23 protein-coding genes, 1 other RNA gene and 1 pseudogene are annotated in these 22,871 nt (G+C 51.6%); 20 read left to right on the plus strand and 5 right to left on the minus strand.

Translation table 11 applies throughout. The features are described from left to right. Positions 1–384 precede the first annotated feature (384 nt). From GCWU000325_RS05950 to GCWU000325_RS05960, 3 genes are all read left to right on the plus strand, one after another. Entirely contained in the window at positions 385–702 is a 318-nt protein-coding gene (locus GCWU000325_RS05950) for a hypothetical protein (protein WP_006255372.1), read from the plus strand. A gap of 183 nt (positions 703–885) precedes the next feature. Further along, positions 886–2,139 carry a glycosyl hydrolase 53 family protein gene (locus GCWU000325_RS05955; protein WP_006255373.1) on the plus strand — a complete coding sequence of 418 codons (1,254 nt, stop codon included), beginning with the start codon at positions 886–888 and terminating at the stop codon, positions 2,137–2,139. A gap of 304 nt (positions 2,140–2,443) precedes the next feature. Further along, complete coding sequence (locus GCWU000325_RS05960) at positions 2,444–2,680, plus strand: acyl carrier protein (RefSeq protein ID WP_006255374.1); 237 nt, start codon at positions 2,444–2,446, stop codon at positions 2,678–2,680. A gap of 156 nt (positions 2,681–2,836) precedes the next feature. Here GCWU000325_RS05960 and GCWU000325_RS11985 read toward each other — a convergent pair whose 3' ends face one another. Beyond that, positions 2,837–3,076, minus strand: coding sequence for a hypothetical protein (locus GCWU000325_RS11985; protein WP_154646590.1), 240 nt, complete (start codon positions 3,074–3,076; stop codon positions 2,837–2,839). Positions 3,077–3,079: 3 nt separating this feature from the next. Between GCWU000325_RS11985 and fabF the strand changes: the two genes are divergently transcribed. From fabF to GCWU000325_RS06005, 9 genes are all read left to right on the plus strand, one after another. Then, on the plus strand, positions 3,080–4,345 hold the full coding sequence (fabF, locus tag GCWU000325_RS05965; RefSeq protein WP_040599396.1) for a beta-ketoacyl-ACP synthase II: 1,266 nt from the start codon (positions 3,080–3,082) through the stop codon (positions 4,343–4,345). Continuing rightward, positions 4,342–5,196, plus strand: coding sequence for a ribonuclease III (gene rnc / locus GCWU000325_RS05970; protein WP_006255377.1), 855 nt, complete (start codon positions 4,342–4,344; stop codon positions 5,194–5,196). The genes fabF and rnc overlap by 4 nt, the downstream gene beginning before the upstream one ends. An 872-nt stretch (positions 5,197–6,068) precedes the next feature. Then, positions 6,069–7,361: a methionine adenosyltransferase gene (gene metK, locus GCWU000325_RS05975; RefSeq protein WP_006255381.1), complete on the plus strand. Its 1,293-nt coding sequence runs from the start codon at positions 6,069–6,071 to the stop codon at positions 7,359–7,361. Positions 7,362–7,424: 63 nt separating this feature from the next. Next, the gene (locus tag GCWU000325_RS05980) at positions 7,425–8,000 is read left to right on the plus strand and encodes an LOG family protein (RefSeq protein ID WP_006255382.1); all 576 of its coding nucleotides are present in this window, start codon (positions 7,425–7,427) and stop codon (positions 7,998–8,000) included. 35 nt (positions 8,001–8,035) lie between these two features. Then, the gene (locus GCWU000325_RS05985) at positions 8,036–9,037 is read left to right on the plus strand and encodes a DUF4271 domain-containing protein (RefSeq protein WP_006255383.1); all 1,002 of its coding nucleotides are present in this window, start codon (positions 8,036–8,038) and stop codon (positions 9,035–9,037) included. Between the two features lie 16 nt (positions 9,038–9,053). Further along, the gene (locus GCWU000325_RS05990) at positions 9,054–9,794 is read left to right on the plus strand and encodes a uroporphyrinogen-III synthase (RefSeq protein ID WP_006255384.1); all 741 of its coding nucleotides are present in this window, start codon (positions 9,054–9,056) and stop codon (positions 9,792–9,794) included. Positions 9,795–9,949: 155 nt separating this feature from the next. Continuing rightward, entirely contained in the window at positions 9,950–10,342 is a 393-nt protein-coding gene (locus tag GCWU000325_RS05995) for a ribonuclease P protein component (RefSeq protein WP_006255385.1), read from the plus strand. Next, a complete protein-coding gene (yidD, locus tag GCWU000325_RS06000) occupies positions 10,339–10,557 on the plus strand; it encodes a membrane protein insertion efficiency factor YidD (protein WP_006255386.1) in 219 nt (72 codons plus the stop codon). Before GCWU000325_RS05995 ends, yidD begins: the two co-directional genes overlap by 4 nt. After that, positions 10,554–11,168 (plus strand): TatD family hydrolase, encoded by a 615-nt coding sequence (locus GCWU000325_RS06005; RefSeq protein WP_006255387.1) that lies wholly within the window; start codon positions 10,554–10,556, stop codon positions 11,166–11,168. Before yidD ends, GCWU000325_RS06005 begins: the two co-directional genes overlap by 4 nt. Before the next feature lie 445 nt (positions 11,169–11,613). Here the strand turns inward: GCWU000325_RS06005 and dprA are convergent, their stop codons facing one another. The 3 genes from dprA to GCWU000325_RS06025 are packed head-to-tail and all read right to left on the minus strand — an operon-like array spanning position 11,614 to position 14,516. After that, positions 11,614–12,720, minus strand: a complete 1,107-nt coding sequence (gene dprA / locus GCWU000325_RS06015) for a DNA-processing protein DprA (protein ID WP_006255389.1) — start codon at positions 12,718–12,720, stop codon at positions 11,614–11,616. A 41-nt stretch (positions 12,721–12,761) separates the two neighbouring features. Further along, positions 12,762–13,172: an acyl-CoA thioesterase gene (locus GCWU000325_RS06020; protein WP_006255390.1), complete on the minus strand. Its 411-nt coding sequence runs from the start codon at positions 13,170–13,172 to the stop codon at positions 12,762–12,764. Positions 13,173–13,202: 30 nt separating this feature from the next. After that, positions 13,203–14,516, minus strand: a complete 1,314-nt coding sequence (locus GCWU000325_RS06025) for a DUF2851 family protein (RefSeq protein ID WP_154646591.1) — start codon at positions 14,514–14,516, stop codon at positions 13,203–13,205. 310 nt (positions 14,517–14,826) lie between these two features. On the opposite strand from GCWU000325_RS06025, the gene GCWU000325_RS06030 reads away from it, so the two are divergent. The 3 genes from GCWU000325_RS06030 (at position 14,827) to GCWU000325_RS06045 (ending at position 18,882) form a co-directional block, all read left to right on the plus strand. Continuing rightward, positions 14,827–16,650, plus strand: coding sequence for a DEAD/DEAH box helicase (locus tag GCWU000325_RS06030; protein WP_006255393.1), 1,824 nt, complete (start codon positions 14,827–14,829; stop codon positions 16,648–16,650). Between the two features lie 27 nt (positions 16,651–16,677). Next, entirely contained in the window at positions 16,678–17,334 is a 657-nt protein-coding gene (locus GCWU000325_RS06035; RefSeq protein WP_006255394.1) for a porin family protein, read from the plus strand. Positions 17,335–18,381: 1,047 nt separating this feature from the next. Next, positions 18,382–18,882 carry a Dps family protein gene (locus GCWU000325_RS06045; RefSeq protein ID WP_006255397.1) on the plus strand — a complete coding sequence of 167 codons (501 nt, stop codon included), beginning with the start codon at positions 18,382–18,384 and terminating at the stop codon, positions 18,880–18,882. Positions 18,883–19,124: 242 nt separating this feature from the next. Here the strand turns inward: GCWU000325_RS06045 and ssrA are convergent. Continuing rightward, positions 19,125–19,525: a transfer-messenger RNA gene (gene ssrA, locus GCWU000325_RS11475) on the minus strand. Positions 19,526–19,830: 305 nt separating this feature from the next. Between ssrA and GCWU000325_RS06050 the strand changes: the two genes are divergently transcribed. The 5 genes and pseudogenes from GCWU000325_RS06050 to GCWU000325_RS12245 form a co-directional block, all read left to right on the plus strand. Next, on the plus strand, positions 19,831–20,709 hold the full coding sequence (locus GCWU000325_RS06050; RefSeq protein ID WP_006255399.1) for a formylglycine-generating enzyme family protein: 879 nt from the start codon (positions 19,831–19,833) through the stop codon (positions 20,707–20,709). A 75-nt stretch (positions 20,710–20,784) separates the two neighbouring features. Continuing rightward, positions 20,785–21,348, plus strand: coding sequence for a HutD family protein (locus GCWU000325_RS06055; protein ID WP_006255400.1), 564 nt, complete (start codon positions 20,785–20,787; stop codon positions 21,346–21,348). A 112-nt stretch (positions 21,349–21,460) separates the two neighbouring features. Beyond that, on the plus strand, positions 21,461–21,886 hold the full coding sequence (locus tag GCWU000325_RS06060; protein ID WP_006255402.1) for a hypothetical protein: 426 nt from the start codon (positions 21,461–21,463) through the stop codon (positions 21,884–21,886). 3 nt (positions 21,887–21,889) lie between these two features. After that, the gene (locus GCWU000325_RS06065; RefSeq protein ID WP_006255403.1) at positions 21,890–22,303 is read left to right on the plus strand and encodes a tetratricopeptide repeat protein; all 414 of its coding nucleotides are present in this window, start codon (positions 21,890–21,892) and stop codon (positions 22,301–22,303) included. Positions 22,304–22,680: 377 nt separating this feature from the next. Then, a pseudogene (locus GCWU000325_RS12245) lies at positions 22,681–22,871 on the plus strand (transposase); the annotation flags it as partial.

Genomic DNA, 22,871 nt, shown 5'->3' on the forward strand with positions numbered 1-22,871 from the left:
CTTCCGCCTTGCTGCGCGAGGCGCACGTAATCTGTGGCCCTCTGTAGGGCCATTTTTCTTTCGCAAAAGGCCATTGACCAAGCGCACAGCCAATTTGCCACAGCGTAAGTCGGCCCGCTATTTCACTTCATCAAACTTTCATAACCCAAAAAGACCAACAGCCGACCCTCAAATCGGAGCAAAACCGGCACAACCTCGCCTTTCGTCCTTTTTTCATCACGAGAAAAAAGGTTTGCGCTCACGATAAAAAAGGCTTATGCTCGTGAGAAAAAAGGTTTGCGCTCGTGATGACACACGCCGAAAACAAACGTTGGCGATGGGCGAACGGAGTTTGGTGCACGATAAATGCACCCTTTTTCGTCCATAACAGCCATTTTCCGTTTAATGAATCAACCCTCCGCCTTCACGCCTCCACCGGTGGGAAGCGCGAAGGAAAATGTAGGAGAAGAAAAAGGCGACGTCAGCGAACGAAAGCCAATCGACAGCAACAAATCTTGCGATGAATCCGTGCAAAAAGTTGAAATTTCGGTTTACAGCTTGCACCGGAAGCGAAAAGAAGTGGCACCGGCGCGTGCAGAGATTAAACTGCCGACGCACTACTTTGCCCGTAATTTTGTATCTTCGCAGTCTACTTCCTCACAAAAAGCGCAAGCGCGCCGCCCCAAGCATTCTAAGCTGAAGCAGGCCGAAGGAAGGGGATAAAAAGCGGCATATAACACGATGAAACCGCCACTTTTGCCCTCCACAAACCAACCCTCAGCCGACACGCCACAAGCCTACGCCACCCGCAACGCTCCAAAGACGACGCGCAGGCGACAATGCGATCTCGAACCCCGAAATAGGGAGATGATATATACAAGAAAATTAAACTAAAAAGACGAACAAATGACAACACTTATCATCAAAGACTACACGAAGCGCACGCAAAGCACGCTGCGCCGCATCGTTCTCGGCAGCATTGCCCTCCTGCTTGCCGCGCCACTCTACGCTGCAACGCCGCAAACGCACAGGCAGGAAACCAAAGACGACGCAAGGGCGAAAGGAACCGCCTTCTACAAAGGTGCAGACATTAGTTGGGTAACAGAAATGGAGGCCAAGGGCTACAGTTTTGCCAATGCGCGCGGCGAAGCGCGGGAGTGCACCGCACTGATGAAAGAACTCGGCTTACAGGCCATTCGTCTGCGCGTCTGGGTGAACCCCCAAGATGGTTTTTGCGGCACGGAAGACGTGGTCAACAAAGCCCTGCGCGCACAGAAACTGGGTATGGACGTGCTGATCGACTTCCATTACAGCGATAGTTGGGCCGACCCAAGCAAACAATACATCCCCGCCGCGTGGAAGAGCCACACGTATGCGCAAATCTTAGCAGACGTGAAGCAGCATACGACCGGCGTATTGCAAGCGCTGAAAGCGGCGGGCGTGAGTCCGAAGTGGGTGCAAGTGGGCAACGAGACCAGCGACGGCTTACTGTGGGAAGTGGGCCGCGCATCGAAGCAGGCGGCGCAATATGCCGGCATCATCGACGCCGGCTACGCGGCCGTGAAAAGCGTCTTTGCCGATGCGCTCGTCTTGGTGCACCTCGACAATGGCTTTAACCAAGACTTATATAAATGGAACCTCAACTTGCTGAAGCAATACGGGGCGCGCTTCGATATGGTCGGGATGTCGCTCTATCCGGATGCGGCGGTCAAATATAATAATGAGCAGAATGTCAGTGCGGCGATTGAGCATTGTATGCAGAACATAGCCTTCGTGCGGCGCACTTTTGGCGTGCCGACGATGATTGTGGAGACGGGCTTCAACGTGACGCGTGCGGCGGAAGGCAAAGCCGGATTGAGTTTGCTCCTACGGCGTGCGGCGGAAAATGCAGACTGCCGCGGCGTCTTCTATTGGGAGCCCGAAGCGCCCAATGGCTATAACGGCGGCTACGATATGGGGGCCTTCACGGAGCGCAACAAGGTTTGCTCGCCCACCATTATAATGGAAGCTTTCAGCGAGGCGAGCACGGGACTCGAAAAACCGACCATTGCGCCGACAAAGGTGGACGAAGATGTGGCATATGACCTTGCGGGGCGGCGCATTTCAATGCCCTACAAGGGATTTTACATTGCTCAAGGCCAAAAATACATTCGCCGCTAAAAACTGCGGCAAGCAGAGACATATTATATAGAGGGGCAGGCGAAAAACCAAACCGTTTGAACCTGACATAAAGCCGGCAGCCTCCGCAAACAGCTCGAAACTGTTTGCGGACTTTCTTTTGCGGACGCACAGAAAGCCGAAAAAACTGCAAAGTCGCGCCTGAATCTGCACTTTGAAGTGTAAAATGTGCAGTTTTTTAGTAGTTTTCTTCTAAAAGATTTGTCCGTTTTGAGAGATAAGGCTACTTTTGCAGCCGATTCAGATGAATCGAAATCTATTATTAACAACTAAATAACACACGATTATGGCTGAAATAGCAGATAAAGTGAAAGCAATCATCGTAGATAAGCTCAGCGTAGACGAAGCTGAAGTTAAACCGGAAGCAAGCTTTGCTAACGATCTCGGTGCAGACTCTTTGGATACGGTAGAACTGATCATGGAATTCGAGAAAGAGTTTAAGATCTCTATTCCCGATGATCAAGCAGAAAAGATCAGCACCGTTGGCGACGCAATCGCTTATATCGAAGAGCACACAAAGTAAGCTATGCTTCTTTAATAAGATAACGTTTAACGTTTTCAGGCGGCTCGCTTCGGCGAGAGAGACCTGAAGACGTTAAACGTTACTGCTTTATCAGGGAAATCCGACAAAACTGCAGGCGCCGACAGACTTTGAGCCCTACAACTGCAAAGCTAAGCGCTACCCGCCACAGCCATCACAACTGCAAAACGCCGCTTCAGGCGCTGCAAAAGAAAGACGATGGCAGGGCATTAAGGTGATCGGCTCGCAAGATCGATCATCGCCGGTCACTTTAATACCTCGGGGCAGACTCGGATGCATCTTCCCGGCCGAAGAATCGGCAGAAGCATTCCTTTTATTTTGTTCTTTATGCCCGCCAAGCTTGATGCGCGGCGCGGATTTCATTTTTTCAAAAATCAAACAATGGAATTAAATAGAGTTGTAGTCACCGGTGTGGGCGCCATTACGCCACTTGGACACACGGCGGCCGAAACGTGGGAAAACATGAAGAAAGGCGTGAGCGGCGCAGGCCCTATCACGCATTTCAATGCTGAGAAGTTTAAGACGCAGTTTGCTTGCGAGGTAAAAGATTTCGATGTCACGAAATACATTGACCGCAAGGCAGCGCGCAAAATGGACCTCTACGAACAATTTGCCCTGATCGCGGCGCGCGAAGCTGTAGAAAACAGCGGTATGGACTTGGAAACCGTCGACAAGAATGAGATCGGCGTGATCCTCGGCGTAGGCATCGGCGGTATCAACACGTTTGAAGTGGAGGCCGGAAACTATGCACTTCACGAAGAAGACGGCCCGAAGTTTAATCCTTTCTTTATTCCGAAGATGATTGCCGACATCGCTGCCGGACAAGTCGCCATCGATTATGGTTTTCACGGGCCTAACTATACGACAACTTCAGCTTGCGCGAGTTCAACTAACGCCATCGCCGACGCGTTTAACCTGCTGCGCTTAGGCAAAGCAAACGCAATCGTTACGGGCGGCGCTGAGGCGGGCATCTGGCCGGCCGGCGTGGGTGGCTTTAACGCTATGCACGCACTCTCTACGCGCAATGATGATCCCATACACGCCAGTCGGCCTTTCTCGGCCAGTCGCGATGGTTTCGTTATCGGCGAGGGAGCGGCTTGCCTCGTACTCGAGACGCTCGACCACGCTTTGGCGCGCGGCGCAAACATTATCTGCGAACTGGCCGGTGTGGGTATGTCGGCTGACGCGCACCACATCACGGCTTCGCATCCGGAAGGACTTGGCGCTACGCTCGTGATGAAGCGCGCACTGAAAGATGCCGGCATGCAGCCTGACGAAATTGACTACATCAATGTGCACGGAACGTCAACGCCGGTGGGCGACATCAGCGAAGTAAAAGCGATCCGCGACGTCTTTGGTGAGTCGGCCTATAAGCTCAACATTAGCTCGACGAAGTCCATGACGGGCCACTTGCTCGGCGCAGCCGGCGGTTTAGAAGCTATCGCGGTGGCTATGGCTGTAAAAGAGGACATCGTGCCGCCGACCATCAACCACGAAGAAGGCGACAACGATCCCGAGATCGACTACAACCTCAACTTCACCTTTAACAAAGCGCAAGAGCGCCCTGTGCGCGCCGCTTTGAGCAACACGTTTGGCTTCGGCGGCCATAATGCGTGCTGCATTATGAAGAAGTATGTCGCTCAATGATGCTGAATTGGATTGACCGCATAAAGCTCCTTTTCCGCAAAGACAAGGAGCTTTATCGCAAAGTCTACAACATACTCGGCTTCTACCCGCACGACATCGAATATTACCGCATTGCCTTTGCCCATAGTTCTTCTGAATACAAAGGACGCAACGGGCGCACGGTCAACAATGAACGCCTGGAGTTTCTGGGCGATGCCGTGTTGGAAATGGTAGTTAGCGACATCGTCTTCCGCCGCTTCGAGCGCAAGCGCGAGGGCTTTCTCACCGGCACGCGAAGCAAAATCGTACAGCGGGCCACGCTGAATCAGTTGGCGGAGGAGACGGGTATTTCAAAACTGCTACGCACTTCGATGCGGGCGACCTCGCACAATAGTAATATTGGCGGCAATGCTTTCGAAGCGTTCTTTGGCGCCTTATATTTGGACCGAGGTTACCGCGCGGCCTACCGCTTCTTTGCCAAGCGCATCTTAGGTGTTCACATCAACTTAGAGGCTGTGGCGAAAAAGGAAGAGAATTTTAAGAGTAAACTCTTGGAATGGAGCCAAAAGAATCGATTGCGCGCCGAGTTCAAACTGGATCGCACGGAAAATAATGCTTCCAACGGCCCCGTCTTCTACACGACGGTGCGCCTCGAAGGCTTAGAAGCCGGAAAAGGCAGCGGCTACTCTAAAAAGGAAAGCCAGCAGAAGGCGGCCAAAGCGGCCTTAATGAAACTCAAACGTGAGGTCAAATTTAAGGATAGTATCTTCGAGGCGAAAGAGAAGCGCACCTCGATGGAGGCAGAGGAATTTGCCGCCTTGCCGTCTATGTCAGGGCCTTCGATTCTTATTGACAGACCTGCAGAGCGGTAAACTTACCGCCGCGCAAGCCTTGGCATCTGCGAAGATTTAGGGCGCAATGGGCAAGCAGGCCGATCTGCACCATCCCTCGCCCCTTAATCAGCCGCAACAGCCGCCTCGAAATCTTAACAAGTCGAGCGGAAATTTGAAAAAAACGACACCGAAACACTATTCGGTTCGCGCAGTTCAAATTTCCGCTCGACTTTCTTTGTTTCAATCGCTGCCTCACCGCATATTTTTTGCCTTTTCGTTTTCTTCGTTTAGTAGGACTCATACATTTACAAAACAATAAAGCGGCGGCGCTGCAAGCAGAAAGCATTACCTCCACTTGTTGGGAACTTTTTTCCGCCTATGCGAATTTTAATTCCTCCTATGGGGATTTTTGTCCGCTTACTTGGAACTGTTGTTTCAACAAGCAAAGCGCGAAATAGACACTTATCTATACTTAAAAGGCTAAGCACAAACTGAGTTTGCTGTAGCTTTTATCAGAGCGGAAGCCGCCGTTAGTCGCGCTTTCGTATAGTGCGAAGCCCGATCATTAGCCCGCGAGAAAAAGCCGCGGCGATAAATGAGCTAAGCCATCAGATGTCCCGAAAAGAGTCGGCATCACGGCGGAAGCGCAGATAAGTTTTCACAAGCTTTTCCGTTGTTTGTTTGCTACTTTGCAGGATAAGCCGTAACTTTGCCGCTGAAAAAAGCAAAAGAGGACAGATTTGGCTGCTTGCAACCTCTCGAAAAAATGCTAAAACGATGCCGGGAAATGCTGCCAAGAAGCAGCCCCGACACTTGTAGGCGCCACTCCCGAGGAGGCGCTCATTTTTTCAGAACGACATCAGCCCCAAGTTCCTGTAACATTCTATTCACTACAAAAGCAAAGAAGGAAAATGGGTTATTTATTCACATCAGAATCAGTTTCGGCAGGCCATCCGGACAAAGTGGCCGACCAGATCTCAGACGCCGTCTTAGACAATTTATTGGCTTTTGACCCGCATAGCCGCGTTGCTTGCGAGACAATGGTCACGACCGGGCAAGTCATCGTGGCCGGCGAGGTGCGTTCTAACGCTTGGGCCGACCTTACGACCATTGTCCGCGATACGGTGGCCCACATTGGCTACACTAAAGCCGATTATAAGTTTGACAGCGAATCGTGCGGCATTCTCAGTGCCATTCACGAGCAGAGCGACGACATTAACCGCGGCGTAGACCGCCAGTCGCCCGAAGAACAAGGCGCCGGCGACCAAGGTATGATGTTTGGCTATGCCAACAACGAGACCGACAATTATATGCCGCTGCCCCTATCCTTGGCCACGGATTTAATGATCACGCTCGAGCGCATCCGCCGCGAGGGCAAGGAGATGACTTATCTTCGTCCCGATGCGAAGAGTCAAGTGACCGTTCGCTACGACGACAACGATCGCGCCGTGGGCATTGATACCATTCTCGTTTCGACGCAGCACGATGAATTTATCACCGCTGCCGAAGCCGGTTCACAGGAAGCAGCCGATGAGCAGATGCTGGCCCGTATTCGCCGCGACGTAATAGAAATACTCATTCCGCGCACCATTGCCGAGCGCGTTCATACGCCTGAAATCAAACAAATGCTCGCCGCCGACAACATTAAATATTTAGTCAACCCAACAGGAAAGTTCGTCATCGGCGGGCCTAACGGCGACACCGGACTCACGGGCCGCAAGATCATCGTCGACACCTATGGCGGCCGCGGCGCACACGGCGGCGGCGCATTCTCCGGCAAGGACCCTTCGAAAGTAGACCGCAGCGCCGCCTACGCAGCGCGCCACATTGCGAAAAACTTAGTGGCAGCCGGCGTTGCCGATGAAATTCTTGTGCAGTTGAGTTATGCCATCGGCGTCGCTGAGCCTATCAGCATCTACGTCAATACCTACGGCAAACGACGCGTAGCCTTGTCGGACGGCGAAATTGCAGAAAAGGTGCGCACACTCTTCGACCTGCGTCCTTACGCCATCGAGGAGCGCCTCAAGCTCCGCACGCCTATTTATACCGAAACGGCTAATCACGGACATATGGGGCATCAGCCGCGCTTCAAAACCAAGACTTTCAAATGTAAAGGCCAACCCGACAAGCAGATCGAAGTGGAACTCTTTACTTGGGAAAAACTTGATTACGTTGACAAAATAAAGGCCGCTTTCGGCCTCTGACAATATGCCGGCGGAGCGTCGAGCGCACTTGATGCTTCGCCGGAACTTCAAGATCAAAAAAGAATGAAGATCACTGTTTACGCAGCCTCCAGCGGACAATTGGGCCAAGCCTACATCGACAACGCACAAGCCCTTGGCCGCCTTTTGGCCGCAAAGGGTTACACGCTGATCAACGGCGCCGGACGGATGGGCCTGATGGGCGCTTCGTGCGACGCCTGCCTCGCTGCCGGCGGAGAGGCGCTCGGCATTATTCCCCGCTTTATGGTGGAGCAAGGTTGGCAACATCCTTCGCAGCCGCTCCTTATCACGGCAGATATGCACGAGCGCAAAGAAAAGTTGGCCGACTTATCGGATGCCTGCATCGCGCTGCCCGGCGGCGTCGGCACACTCGAAGAATTGATAGAGATTATCACGTGGAAGCAACTCGGCCTCTACCTCAAGCCAATCATCATCCTCAATACGTGCGGCTATTATGATCCGCTGTTGGCCCAACTGGACCGTGCGGCCGACGAGCGCTTTATGCGCGAAGGGCACAAAGCCATTTGGCGCGTAGCTGCCACACCGGAAGAGGCAATTCTGCTGGCGGAAACCACGCCGCTTTGGGATAAACGCGTGCAGAAGTTTGCCGCGCTCACTTGATCAGTCCTTCCCCACCCCTCCTATACATATATAATATGGTGCAGCAAGACAGTCTACAAATAGAGCAAGGTCAGACCGCCGCAAAGGCGTTCTCGACGGCTGCACCTAATCGCTATACGCGCATCAAGATGGAGCCGCTCAAGGCGGATACGGGCTTCGTCGAACATACCGAGCCGCAACTCGCAGGCGCACCAAGTGTGCGGCCGGCAAACCTTAAGGACGGACTCTTCAACTCTGATTCGACGATGATTCGCGGGCTCTACGGAAAGGCTTTATTGCATAGCGATTTCGACGACAGCCTGCGCGCTCACACCGAGATAGCGCCTTATCACGATCAAGGCATAGCGGGCGACCCTGTTCCTTATCGCTTTCGCACGGACAATTATGTCACTATTGCCCTACTCCTCGATTTCTTCCTCGGCGTCTTGGTGATTGCTCGTTCACGGCGGTATCTGGCCAACAGCATCAAGCATTTCTTCCGTCCTTACGACCATCGGAATATGTTCACCGAGCGCACCGACACCGAGCTTCGCGGGCAACTCTTCCTCATCTTACAGACTTGTTTCGTCCTTGGCATACTGACGTTCGACTTCGTACAGAATCGTTTGCCGGAAGTGTTTAACATCGTTTCGCCCTATACTATCCTGCTCGCGGCCTCCGGCATCTTTGCCGCCTTCTATCTATTGAAAATCATTCTCTACTATTTGATCAACAACGTCTTCTTCGACCACGACGTCATCTCCACTTGGCGCAAGACCTACTTGCTCTCGGTCTTCTCGCTCGGCATCGCCTTCTTCCCGCTCGCCTTGCTGGTCGTCTATTTCGATCTCTCCTTCAGCGCCCTCCCCATGATCGTCCTCGTACTGCTCAGTATCAACAAACTCATGCTGACTTACAAGGCTTTCCATATTTTTTCCGGCTATAGAATGTCAGGTGTACATATTATTTTGTACCTTTGCACCCTGGAAATACTACCACTGTTCGCCTTGTGGCGCGCCTTGGTTTATTTGCTAAACAGTCTGACTGCTATCGAGTAAGTATTCAAAGTCAACGATGATAAAAAAAATCCTCATTTCGCAGCCCTACCCCACGTCCGAGAAGTCTCCTTATTTTGATATAGAAAAGAAATACGGCATCGAAATCATATTTCACCCGTTCATCAAAGTAGAAGGACTCAGCGCAAAAGAGTTTCGCCAGCAGAAAGTGCAAATCTTGGACCATACTGCTATCGTTTTTACTTCCCGCCACGCAATTGACCACTTCTTTACTTTGTGTAAAGAGCTACGCGTCAATGTTCCGGAAGATATGAAATACTTTGGGCTCTCCGAGACGATCGCTTTATACATCCAAAAATACGTTCAGTATCGCAAGCGTAAAGTATTCTTTAGCCAAACGGGTAAATGGCCCGACCTCGTTCAGGTAATGGCCAAGCACAAGACGGAAAAATACCTCATTCCTCAGAGCAGCGTCCACACCAACGAAGTAGAAGAAACGCTCAACGCGAAGAAGCTGAACCATACCGAGTGTGTGATGTATCGCACCGTGAGCAACGATTTACCCAAAGCGATTGAGGATTACGACCTCGTGATTCCGTTCACCCCGAGCGGCTTTGAGATTCTCTGCGAGAACTATCCCGACTTCCGGGAAAAAGGTGTGAAGCTCGGATGCTTTGGCCGCTCCACGCTCAAAGCGATTACCGACAGTGGCTACGAACCTGCCGTCGCTGCGCCTTCGCCTGAAGCGCCTTCGATGCCCGCTTGCTTAGAGCTCTATCTGGAGAAGGAAAACAAATAACACACGAAACACTTCATTTTACAAACATACTTAGGTTTAAGCACCGGCGCTGAGCAATCTTAGCGCCGGTGCTCTTTTTATTCAACCCTTTCGCCGCGGCGAATTTCGGCCGACGAGCGGCGGACAATCGAATAGTTTTCCGTACTTTTGCCTTAATGAAGCGCTACAGTTTTGGTAAGGCCGAACACCTCTGTTTGACCAAAGACATCGAATCGCTCTTTGCCGAGGGTACCCACTCCGCCTCGGTCTATCCGCTGCGTGCCGTCTATCGGCGCATAAAGCCGGGCAGCAAGCCCGCGATAAAAGTTTTGTTGAGCGTACCCAAGCGCAAGTTGCGCCGCGCCGTGGACCGCAACAGAGCCAAACGCCTTCTGCGCGAAGCCTATCGCCACCACAAAGATCTCCTGCCCGCCATCCTTGCGCCCGATGAGGGACTCCACATCGCCTTTCTCTGGCTCTCAGATCGCACACTGCCCACCGCAAAGGTCGAAGCGCAATTGGTAAAACTGCTTCGGCGCATCGTAGAAAAGGAAACTGCTTCATCATGAAATACCTTGTACGCCTTTTCATCCTTCCTATCCGCCTTTATCAACGCTTTATTTCTCCGCTGACGCCACCTTCGTGCCGCTTTACGCCCACCTGCTCGCAATACGCTATTGAAGCGCTGCAGAAACATGGGCTTTTCAAAGGCCTTTGGTTAGCAATTCGTCGCATCTTGCGCTGCCATCCGTGGGGCGGAAGCGGATATGATCCCGTCCCGTGACTCGTTTGCTCGATTTTCATACCCATCACCTCGACGCACCGGCCGGTTCGGCCATCGTCAATCTGCCGCTTGAAATTTTGTCGGGCGCAACGCCTTTTGCGCCCCTCCCCGATGCGTACTATTCGGTTGGGATTCATCCTTGGTGGAGCAGTTTGCCGCCCGCCGAACTCGCACAATTGCAGCAGCAACTACCACTTTGGGCTGCGCGCGACGAAGTTGTGGCCCTTGGCGAATGTGGTTTTGACCGCTTGCGCGGAGACTGGGCCGTGCAAGAGCAACTTTTCCCCCTCCACGTCCGTTTGAGTGAAGCCTACGGCAAGCCCCTGATCCTCCACTGCGTGCGCGCCTTCGACCGCCTCTTGGCCCTGCGCAAGCACTACCGCCCTACGCAGCGCTGGGTCATACATGGGTTTCGCGGGCGTCCGGCCTTGGCCCGCCAACTCCTACAAGCCGATTTCGATCTGAGCTTTGGGGAGCACTACAACGCAGAAAGTTACGCCCTGACGCCCCCTTCGCGCCGACACATTGAGAGCGACGAAGGCCGCCTACCCGCCGCACTCCTATCGACGCCCACCATTGAGCGTCCGGAAGGCTTCAACGAAGAAGTTTAAGTCTGTTTATAACGTCTCCAGCCTTATTTTTTATTCGCGAAAACGTAGCAATACCTTTTTTCATCGTGAGCGCACACCCTTTTCATCACGATAAAAAGAACGTCCCCTCGTGAGCGTAGATCTTTACGCTCACGATGAAAAAGCAAGTCGGCACGATTTGACAAAAAAGTTTCCGATCATTGATCATTTGAAAAGCCGCCGAAGCGCGCCCCATTATCCTCCTTCAGCTACAAAAATCAAGGCCGAAACAACGCTCGGCCAAGCGACAAGATCGTCGCAAGGGCGCAAAGCCCCAGCAAACGCATTGGCAGCATAAAAAAGCGGCCATCCACGCCATAAAGATGAGCGCAGACAGCTGCAAACAGCCGTTGACGATAAAAGAATTGCCACATCCTACACCCACCTTCGACCTTGGGTGGCAGCAGACCGGCGCGCCGCTTGTAGTTTAGCGCACCAGTCGGTAAGCGCCACCGGGAAGCGTCTTGACAAACCCGCGCATATTCAAATCAAACAAGAGCGAAGCCACCACCGAATGGGCCAAGTCGGCCTCCGCAGCGAGCTGGTCGAGCGTCCGGCAATCGTGCTGCTTCAAAACGGCGATCAACTTTTGCTCATTCCGGGTCAAATCGGCAAACAGATCAGTCGCCGGCGAGGCCTCCTGCACCTTAACCTTCACGCCGAGCCAGTCGGACAGGAGATCCTCGGCCGATGTGATGAGTTTGGCGCGTCCATCGCGCAGCAAAGCATTACATCCGGCCGACATTTCATCACTGGCACGCCCCGGAAAGGCATATACCGGGCGCTCATATTGACGCGCCAAACGCGCCGTAGCGAGCGCGCCGCCGCGAATTCCGCTCTCCACGACGACAACCACATCAGCCATCCCCGCCACGATACGATTGCGCTGCAAGAATCGCCCCTTCTCAGGCACCGTCAGGCGCGGATATTCCGTGAGCAAACCGCCCTTGTTCAGCATCGCAATGGCCGTCGTGCGGTGCGCCGACGGGTAGAGCCGATCCAAGCCGTGCGCGAGCACACCCACCGTCGGCAAATTGGCCGCCAAGGCCTGCCGATGCGCGTGTACGTCGACGCCGTAAGCCAGTCCGCTCAAGACGAGCACATCCGGCGAAAAATCGGCCAAATCTCGACAGAGGTGGCGGCAAAGGTCCTTGCCGTATTCCGTAATGTTGCGCGTGCCGACCACGGCCACGACATACTTTGCATTCAAATTGGCCGCTCCGCGATAAAACAAATAAGGCGGCGCATCGTCACAAGTGCGTAGGCGCGCCGGATAATCCGCGTCGGCCATCGTCAAGATCCTTACCGCGTGAGCTTCGCAATAAGCCATTTCCGCTTCAGCCCATTGGCGCGCCTCAGCCAGATTTTCGGCCGAGCAAGCGCAGACTTCAGCACCCCGCGCAAAGGCCTCGAGCGCCGCCGTGGCAGACTTGTAACGCGCCAAGATGGTGCGCAGCGTTTTTAAGCCGACACCGGGCAATGCGCCGAGCGTCATCAGGCTCAACGTTTCCGTCGTAGGTTGTGTGTTTTCCATTGATCAGCATACATAAAAGAGAGGGGCGAAAAGCCCAAGGCCTATTTCACCTCACTAAAGTCGGCTTGAAACGCCTCATTGAGCGCCGGGCTATCGCCTAAACGCCCATTGATGCGACAGACGACCGTCGTCTGCGCCTGCATACACACCTGTTCATCAGGCAAGCGGCAGATCGTCTGCTCAAAAATATAGCGCAGGCCTTCTTTTCTGATACCCAAACGCGAGACGAAGCGATCGCCGGGGCGCAAAGGGGCTTTGAAAGCCATCTCCAAGCGTGCTACGACGGTATCGATGCCTTGTTCGTGCAAAGCTTCCATACCTTCGAAGCGGGAGCGCAGATATTCGGCGCGCGTATGTTCGGTATAATGTTGGTAAACGGCATTATTAACGATGCCTTGCAGGTCGCACTCATAATCGCGCACCTTCATTTCGAGTTCAAAAGCAGTTTTCATACGTCAAACATATATATTAAGATGATTAAATTATTGTTTGGGCTGATGGCAGACAGATTCGGGCGCCCCCATTTGCAAATAGGCTACGCCAAAACGACAATCGAGGCAGGCCTTGCGCTGACAATAGTCGCGCTTGAGGCGGAGGAGCGCCTGACTTTCCGCGGCAGAACGCGCTTTGAGTCCGACATCGGCCCAAGCCTTTACGATGCTGTTGCGCTCGGGCGCAACAGACTCCATCAAACGCAAAGCCCGCTCGCACATACGCTCGTCGCGATGGGAGCGCCCAAAGGCGAAGAGCAGCGGCACGGCGGTATTGATCAACAGAAGGTCGAGGGCGGACGTCTGCAGCGCCTTTCGAGCGGCCTTACTTGGGAGACCGAAGGTATAATGCGTCTCCCAATAGGGCGTCACAGACGTTTGGAGCAGCGCGCGCAAGTCAGCCGCAGACGCGGCTTCGAGCAAGCGAGAGAGATTTACTTGGTTGCTATGGTAAAGGTTGACGAGCTGCGCGATACGCACGTGAGGGAAATTTTGCGGCCGTAGCCGGAGAAAGCGCCATAAGTCGTGGGGCAAGGGCGTCAAGCTAAACTTGTGGCGCAGGAAGCGGTATTCGTCGGCCAAGCTGCGGAAGTAATCGTCTTGCCGCTCTTGTGGCGTGGCTTGCGGATCAAGCAAACCGGCTTGTCCGAAGAAGAAGGCTTCGACTTGGAAGGCGTTGTCGCGATGCTTGCCGACGGCGCTGAGCGGTATGTTGAGCGCCCAGCGTTCAAAGGCCTCAGCGTTGACGCCAAAGCCAAAGTTGCGCGCCAAGGCGACGAAACAACTGCGCTCCCAATCGCGATTGGTCAGTCGCAAATAGTCGTCGATGCGCGCCTTCTTCTGCTCCAAGCGCTCGGCGGCCAAGGCGGCCAGCCACGAGGTGCGCTGCAACGTCGTCAGATCGGGCAGGACGCGGAAGCAAGGCGGATATTTTTCTTCTGCAAAGAGGGCGGCGCAGTTAGCCTCCACGTAAGCCGGCACCTCGAGTTGGAGCTGCGGAATGCGCTTGCCATCTTGCGTCAGCGCGAGAGCGTCCGCCTCACGCACAACGTGAAGCACGACATTATTATAATGCGGATCGCGATCGTGGCCGTGGTGAAACCAATCAGAGGCGCGGTCGTGGATCTCCACATTGCCGGCCCAATAGGTGGCACCAACCTTCACTTTCGCATTGAAGAAATCGGGGCCATCATGGGGATTGGGAAGGCCAACGTCGATTACTTCAACGCGCTCGCCGCCTTGCGTCGTCAGCGGACGCAGGGGAAAGAGGCGATGACGCCATACGTAGTGAAGCAATTGCTCCATAAGGGTGTGCATATTTGGTTAATCTGTCAAAGGTACGGCTTTTGGGCGGGGCGGACAAGGTATTGGCTTCATTTTCTCGCTTCTTAGGCGATGAAAACGGCGTACAAAGGCGGCAGGAGCGAGCCGACAGTAGTTTTTATGACGCCAATCGGCAGCTTTTATTGCATTAAACGAGGAGGAAAAATCGATCCTAAAAACTCGGAATAGCATCATAATCTGTTAGAAAACAAAACAAATCGGTACATATTTGGCAAAGGCTGAGGAATTATTTCGTACCTTTGCGCACGTAACTATTAGTTAATTATTCCATTTGAAGACTTTTGAAGAATTAGGCGTAAACGAAGAGATTCGACGCGCCATTGCCGAGCTCGGTTATGAGAACCCGATGCCTGTGCAAGAAGAAGTAATCCCATATCTTTTGGGAGTGGGCAATGATGTCATTGCATTAGCACAGACCGGTACAGGCAAAACGGCGGCTTACGGGCTTCCGGTTTTGCAAAAGGTAGATCCGACGCAACGCACTACGCAGGCCGTGATCCTGAGTCCGACGCGAGAACTCTGCCTGCAAATTGCCGATGACTTGAAAGACTATTCGCGATACATTGACGGCTTGCACGTGCAGGCTGTTTATGGCGGTACGAGTATTGAAAGCCAGATCCGCTCGCTGAAACGCGGCGCGCAAGTAATCGTAGCGACCCCGGGGCGCCTCATCGACTTGATGGAGCGCGGCGTGGCCAAACTCGAGAACGTGGAGAACGTGGTGCTTGACGAGGCAGACGAGATGCTGAATATGGGATTCACGGAAAGCATCGATGCTATCTTGGCGGGCGTTCCGGAGAATCGAAACACGCTGTTTTTCTCCGCGACGATGAGTCGCGAGATCGAACGCATTGCCCGAAATTATCTGCACGACCACAAAGAAATCGTGGTCGGCTCACGCAATGAAGGGGCTGAAAACGTCAATCATACGTATTATCTTGTGCAAGCGCGCGATAAATATCACGCACTGAAGCGCATCGTCGACTATTATCCGAAGATCTACGGTATTATCTTTTGCCGCACGCGCTTGGAGACGCAGGAAGTGGCCGACGCTTTGATCAAAGACGGCTACAACGCGGAGGCGCTCCACGGCGATCTTTCGCAGGCGCAGCGCGACTTGACGATGCAGAAATTTCGCCAGCACAACACGCAGCTGCTCATTGCTACCGACGTGGCGGCGCGCGGCTTGGACGTTGACGACTTGACACACGTCATCAATTACGGAATGCCCGACGACATTGAGAATTACATTCACCGCAGTGGTCGAACGGGGCGTATCGGTAAGCGGGGCGCAAGCATCGCCATTATTCATTTGCGCGAGAAGGGCAAAATACGCAACATCGAGCGCACGATCGGTAAACAGTTTGAAGTGGGCGTGCTCCCCGAGCCGAAAGAGATTTGCACGAAGCAATTGTATCACGTGATGGACCACCTGGAGCACGTGGAAGTCGACGAAACGCAAATTGCCCCGTTCTTGCCGGAAGTGTTCCGCAAATTGGATTGGCTCTCTAAGGAGGACCTCATACGCCGCTTGGTGAGCGATGCCTTCGGCCGCTTCCTTAAGTATTATGCCAATGCGCCGGAGATCATCCAACCGGGTGGGAAGGGCGACACGCCGGAGGCTCGCCGAGAGCGCAATCGCAGCGAGCGGCGCGAGCGCGGCCCACACAAGGCCGACCCGGGTTATGCGCGGCTCTTCATCAACTTAGGTAAGCGCGACAACTTCTATGCGCGAGAGATCATCAATCTGATCAATCGCTACGTGAAGGGGAAAATACAGATCGGACGTATAGATCTGACCAACAATTGCTCGTTCTTTGAAGTGCCTGAAGAGGATGCTCCGATCGTGCTCAAGAAAATGGCACGCGTCAAGGTAGGCAACCGCCCCGTTGTCGTAGATGCAGCCGACAGGGTTAACCCCGAAGGTGGCGAGGAAAAGGCACGCGGCCGCAAGCGCAAGCCGGCCCGCGAGGAATATGCCGGACGCCGCAGCGAGCGTAAAGCACCGCGCGGAGAGCGCCGAAAAAGCAGCAAGCCAAACGAGAATACGCAGAGCGACTGGCGGCAATTCTTCAACAACGACAACAAGAAATAAGCATTTCATCTCTTTATCTTTACCCTTATGAGTAGGTTTTTCTTAGCAGCACTTCTGATTTTGTCGGCAGCCGGCGTGCGGGCGCAAAACTTCCAAATGCGCATCGGCGGCGGCGTGGCTACACATTATAATAATGCGACGCCTATCGGATCGTTTAAGGCCGGACTGGGTGTCGAGTTTGAGCTATCGCAAAGTCTGACGTTCGCGCCCTCACTCGTATTCTACGCTAAGGGATGGAAGAATCACAATCAGCGCGTCTATTTCCGCAACGATGATGGTTCGCAGGCTTTGGATAAAGATGGCAATCCGATAACAGGCATCCGAAATCGCACGACAACGGCCAACTATCTCGAACTCCCACTCGTCTTCAACTACTACTTTCGCCTTTCAGCCGGGCATTATATCGTAGCTTCTGCGGGCCCTTATGTGGCTTACGGGCTCGGCGGAAAGCAGACGACGCGAGGCGATGTGGGGCAAATAGGTTCTCGGAAGCTCTATTATGATACGCAGACATTCAAAGAGCACGGGACACATCGCTTCGACGGCGGACTGACCATAGGCTTAGGCTATCAGTTGCCTTCGCACCTTACGCTGGGTATCGAGACTGATTTGGGCCTGACAAAATTCAATGCGACGGGCGATCGCAACGTAACGGCGCTCGTCACACTCACGTATCAATTCTGAAAGATCCCGCTTTTTCCCGGATTAAATCCAAAAATCCACATTTTTAGGTATTGCACCGGATAATCAACAAGCGTACCTTTGCAATCAGATTCAGCACCACAGCATTACTTTGTGGAAACGGTACGCCACTCGTCGGGAGATGCGGAAACGGCCGTTCTGAGTTGAGTAGAAAATTTAAATTGTTATGTTCCGAAAAGGGCCGACTTTTGTTAAGTCGGCCTTTTCTGGCTTTATACAGTAGGCCGCCCGCCCTACGAGCAAAGGCGCTTGCCGGCAAGCAGACTCGGCTTTGGGGTAACGATCTTATTCTTCCCCATTCTTCTGAAAAAGTCAACGTTCGGAAAACCGGTACAAACTTCGCTCAAGGCGCACCCCAATCGGCGCAAAAAGCAGCGCAGACAAAACGGCCATAAAGGGACGCCTACCGATACTTGTCACTCACTTCTTTTTCCCGACACTTCGCGACGGGTAATCATTTTCGAGTATTCGGTGCCCAACCTGCGTTTAAGTTTTACGCATTTTCAAGGTGCTTGAGGCAGTATTTTTTCCAAGAAAAAGTGCTTTTTTCTTTTTCGCACGAAAAAAATTGTGCCTTTAATTCGTCTCACAAGCTTTCTCACCCCAACAATGGGGTGCAGCCGCCCGGTTCGACCATTCTCGCGCCGTGTTACGTAAAGTTTTACCGCAGACATCTATCTCAGCGTAGTACAGCGTGGATAACAGAATGGGCAAACATATACCAAGAGCGCCGGCACAAACCAAAACAGCCTCAGTTCTGTTTATTTGAACACAAGAAACGGGAAGAAGAAAAGAGGAATAGGTTAGGCCTCGCTTTATGCGTCGCCGAATAACGCACCTAAAAGCAATCTTCATATAGCAACAACAGATGTTGCGCATATAGTTTTTATAAAATCACAGATGAAGATCTGAAAAATAAACAGAATGTCAACAAAACATTTGCATTCTCTTTTTGATTGACTTATATTTGTCGATGAACGAAAGCGGAAAATCTGCTATTCTCTCAGAACAATTTAGAACATAAAACTTATGAAGACATTGGATTATCTACATTTAGATGAAAAAAAAGTTGAAAGCGTTGTAGCTGCTCTCAAACAATTATTGGCCGATTATCAGATCTTCTACACTAACCTCCGCGGCTTCCATTGGAACGTAAAGGGCAAAGGATTCTTCACCCTGCACGCAAAATATGAAGAGCTTTACAACGACGCGGCAGAAAAGATTGATGAAATCGCAGAACGCATCTTACAATTGGGTTATACGCCTGAAAATCGCTTCAGCGAATATTTGAAGACATCTAACATTAAAGAAGATGGTAATTTGCCTTTGAAAGGCAAGGATGGCCTACGCCGTGTGCTGGAAAACCTTGGCGACCTCATTGCACAAGAACGCAAGATTGTAGACTTGGCCGGCGAATATAGTGATGAAGCTACGGTAGCTCTGATGGACGACTTCCTCGTTGGACAAGAGAAGAACGTTTGGATGCTGGTTTCTTTCTTGGACAAACAGCCGGAAGATGACCAACTCTAAATCTCTCTGAGATTTTCATAGACAACAGACAAGCTCCTGCAACTGCCACTCGGTTGCGGGAGCTTTTTCCGTTATGGCTTCTCCGGATGAGTCGGCCGACCCTTCGACTGGCCAACCTTCGCCACAAAAGGCGGAAGACATTATATATTATAGAGGAACACGGCCCATAAAAAAGCGCCTGCCGACTAAACAAATAGTCATCGACAGGCGCTTTTCTACTTGTGTACGTCAAAAAGACGTCAGCGTGGACCCGGAGGGGATCGAACCCTCGTCCAAACGGGGAAATCATACGCTTTCTACACGCTTATCTCTGCCATTGTTTTCGAGCAACGCTGAGTGCAGAGCAACTCTTACGCCACCTTATCCTCTAAATTTTCGCCGCGCTTGCGAGGCCAATCGCAACTATTCCCGATTTGTCTGCACCACTATGCCCGCGAGCTTCGGAAAAAGAGCTTCGGAGTGATGTCTCGTCCGCTCACGCCGTGAACGGATAAAGCTTTGATGTACTATACTTCGATCAAGCAGCGAGAGCATAATTGTTTTCGCCAGTTAAATTGTTGAAGGCCGATATTAAAGTGCCCACCCTCAGGCGCACTGCGTGCTTACGCACCACCTCGTCCCGCTGTCAAATCCGGTCGGGCCCGAAATGTGCGCTGCAAAGGTAGGCATTGGGCAAGAGGCAACCAACTTTTGCTCGTTCTTTTTTACTTTGATTTGCTGTCCGCAATCAGCCTTTTTCAACCAAAGATGAGGCCTCAGCAGCAAAAAAAGAGAGAAAAAAGCAAGTTAAAGAGGAAAATGTACTTGCAAAATATTTGTATAATAAAAAATATCTCTACCTTTACTTCCGAAAATCACACTTCAAGGCCTTATCGCACACAAGAGGCAACCCAAAAATTGTGTGCCTAAAAATAAAATACTAAGTAAAACCACGTTAAATACTTTACGATGAGACAAAAAACATTACTCTTAACAGCTGCAGCCTTTCTTGCAGCAGCGGGCAATCTGTTTGCTCAAAATTGGAATATGGTCATCAGCCTCTCAAACGGCACCAAAGATACGATGGCTGTAAAGGATGTGACTGATGTAACCTTCTTTGAAGCAACTAAGCCTCAAGATCCGGCCGAAGCAATCGGGATTAAATGGATTAAAGTAGAACCGGGCACTTTTGAAATGGGAAGTCCGGCAAGCGAAGATGGGGCAGACCCGGATGAAACTCAGCACACGGTGACCTTGACCAAAGGCTATTACATCAGTAAATACCCTATTACGTTCGAACAATACGACAAATTCTGCGAAGCTACCGGACGCGAGAAGCCAAAAGACTTCAACTGGGGCCGCGGAAAACGCCCTGTTGTAGACGTAACCTGGAACGATGCACAAGCTTTCTGCGAATGGCTCGGCTGCCGTCTTCTCACTGAGGCTGAATGGGAGTACGCTTGCCGCGCAGGAACTACAACCCCGTTCTCTACAGGCGACAATGTCACGACGGATCAAGCCAACTACGACGGCACTGAACCTTACAAAGATTATCCGGAAGGCATCTACCGCGGCCGCACGACAGAGGTCGACGAATTAGACAACGAGAACCCTTGGGGCATCTGCGATATGCACGGTAATGTCTACGAGTGGTGTGCTGATGTTTACGACAATTATCCTTCAACGGCCGTTACGGATCCGACAGGACCGGCGACCGGTAATGATAGAGTTATGCGCGGCGGAAGCTGGGGCCATAATGCTTGCTTCGCACGCAGTGCAAACCGCTTTAGCGACTTTCAGACAATGTCGGCTGACAACGTAGGTTTCCGCGTAGCACGCGACCTTTGATTGATCACCAATGACATAAAACTATAAAATCGGCCGCCGCACGCTCTTTGCGGCGGCCGATTTTATATAAAGAAGATGAAACAGATTGTTCGTCAAGCAACTTACAAAACGACGCAGTGGTCAGGCGGCATAACCCGCGAGATCTGCATTTTTCCAGCGACGGCAAGTCTCGCCGCGCGCAACTTTGACCTTCGTATTTCTTCAGCGGTCATAGATACGCCGGAGAGCAATTTTTCCGACTTCACGGGCTATCGGCGCTATCTTATGCCTTTGAATGGAGAGATCGTGCTCTATCCGAGCGCATCCGAGCCGCAATCGGCAGCGGAAAATGGAGCTGTGGGCGAAGAGAATGCGGTAAAGCTATCTGCTACTGACTTATTTGAGTTTGATGGCGGGCAGGCAATGCGCTCTCGCAATACGTCGGGCGCGATAGACTTCAACGTAATCGTCCGCCGCGACTTACCCATCACGGCGCGCATAGCACTCGACAACTGCTCTACCCTGCCAAGCGGCCGGACGATCCTTTTCGCCCTCACCGACTGCTTGGTCGACGACACCCCTCTTGCGCGCCACGACGCGGCGATCTGCGAGGGCGTCTACACCGTCAAAGGCAGCGTTGTCCTCATCCACATTCCCTGATGCTTTGCGCACATCGCCGGCTGCCCTATCCCGCGGCGGTGCCAACAGATATAATGGAGCAAGGTAAAATGGCGCATATGAAGCAGATAAAGCGCCTTCAAAATAATAAGCAATGGCCATTTTAGAGAACACCTTACAAGTAGAAATAGATGCTGTTTCTGCGCATGCTCATCGCTTATACAACGCAGGCGATTTACAATCTTGCCTTGAATTCCACGAGCGTGCTTGGTCTATGTATCCGGAGCCAAAAAACAACCGGAGTGAGGCTTATAATACGGCAAAATATGCTGTTGATGATTGTTTTAGCGCATTAGATATAAAGAATGCTAAAACGTGGCTCGACAGAATGGCATACGTAAACGATCAGCTTCATCAAAGGGATGAAGAACTCATGCATTATACAGGAAAATACAAGTATGAGATAGGAGATTATGATTCATCGTTCATTGCTTTTGATAAAGTTGTAAAAATGGCAGGAAAGCGCTACTTTGAAGATGAACCATCTAAGTATCTAATTTTTTATATAGGAAGGACTTAAACAATGACTGAATTATCTGATCAGCTTTATGATGCCATTATGCATCAGATGAACAAAGGAGATGAAGCTTTTGAAAAGGAAGCTTTCGATGCAGCACTGAAACATTACGAACGTGCGCTGGCTTTAATCCCTCAGCCGCAAACCGACTGGGAAATAGCCTTGCACACTTATGTAGCATTAGGAGATTGCTATTTTAACTTAGACAATTATCAGGCTGCAAACGATTGCTATAATAGAGCCTTGCTATGTCCTGACGGACTTGAATGTGGATACGTCTGGGTTGGTTTGGGAGAATCTTTATACGAACTAAAGAGAATAGAGGAAGCAAAAGATCCTTTGATGAGAGCCTATATGCTGGAAGGCGAAGAGATATTTGATGATGACAAATACTTTGAAGTTATCAAGGATCTGATCTAAGCCGCCTACTTTCTCGGTAATAGTGCAGGCAAAAGAAGCCTCGCTTAAACGCTATCCTCCACTTGCCAAATATGGACCGGTAATCGGGGTAGATGATACTTTTTTATCCTACGGCGGTTTCTATAAAAACCAAGCGGGAGGCGTTTGCTTTGTACATTTATATTGATTATCAACGCCATAATATGCACACCCTACGTTTGCTGCTCGCTGATAGCGCTTCTTAACTTTAGGGGCTTGCCCACACTAAGGAGCGCAAACGTAGACCATTGCATTTCATTTATTGGCCTCTGTGCAGAAGCAATCTACATAAGGCCAAGAATCCTCTGTAGTGTACTGAATAAGTTGACACTTTCTCAATCAAAAAGGAGTAAAAATTTATGTCTCATTACAATGAATCAGAGAAAATACTGTTATTACATCAGTATGTAACAAGTGGTTTAACCTTGCATGAGTTCTCTTCTCGTCACGGTATCCCTTTAAGTACATTCCATCGTATTTATACCGAATATGGCTCACCCGACGTCTCGTCAGTAGCATATCTTATGAAAAAAGAAGATATCCCCGATAC

The sequence above is a fragment of the Alloprevotella tannerae ATCC 51259 genome, from assembly GCF_000159995.1.
Lineage (GTDB): Bacteria > Bacteroidota > Bacteroidia > Bacteroidales > Bacteroidaceae > Alloprevotella > Alloprevotella tannerae.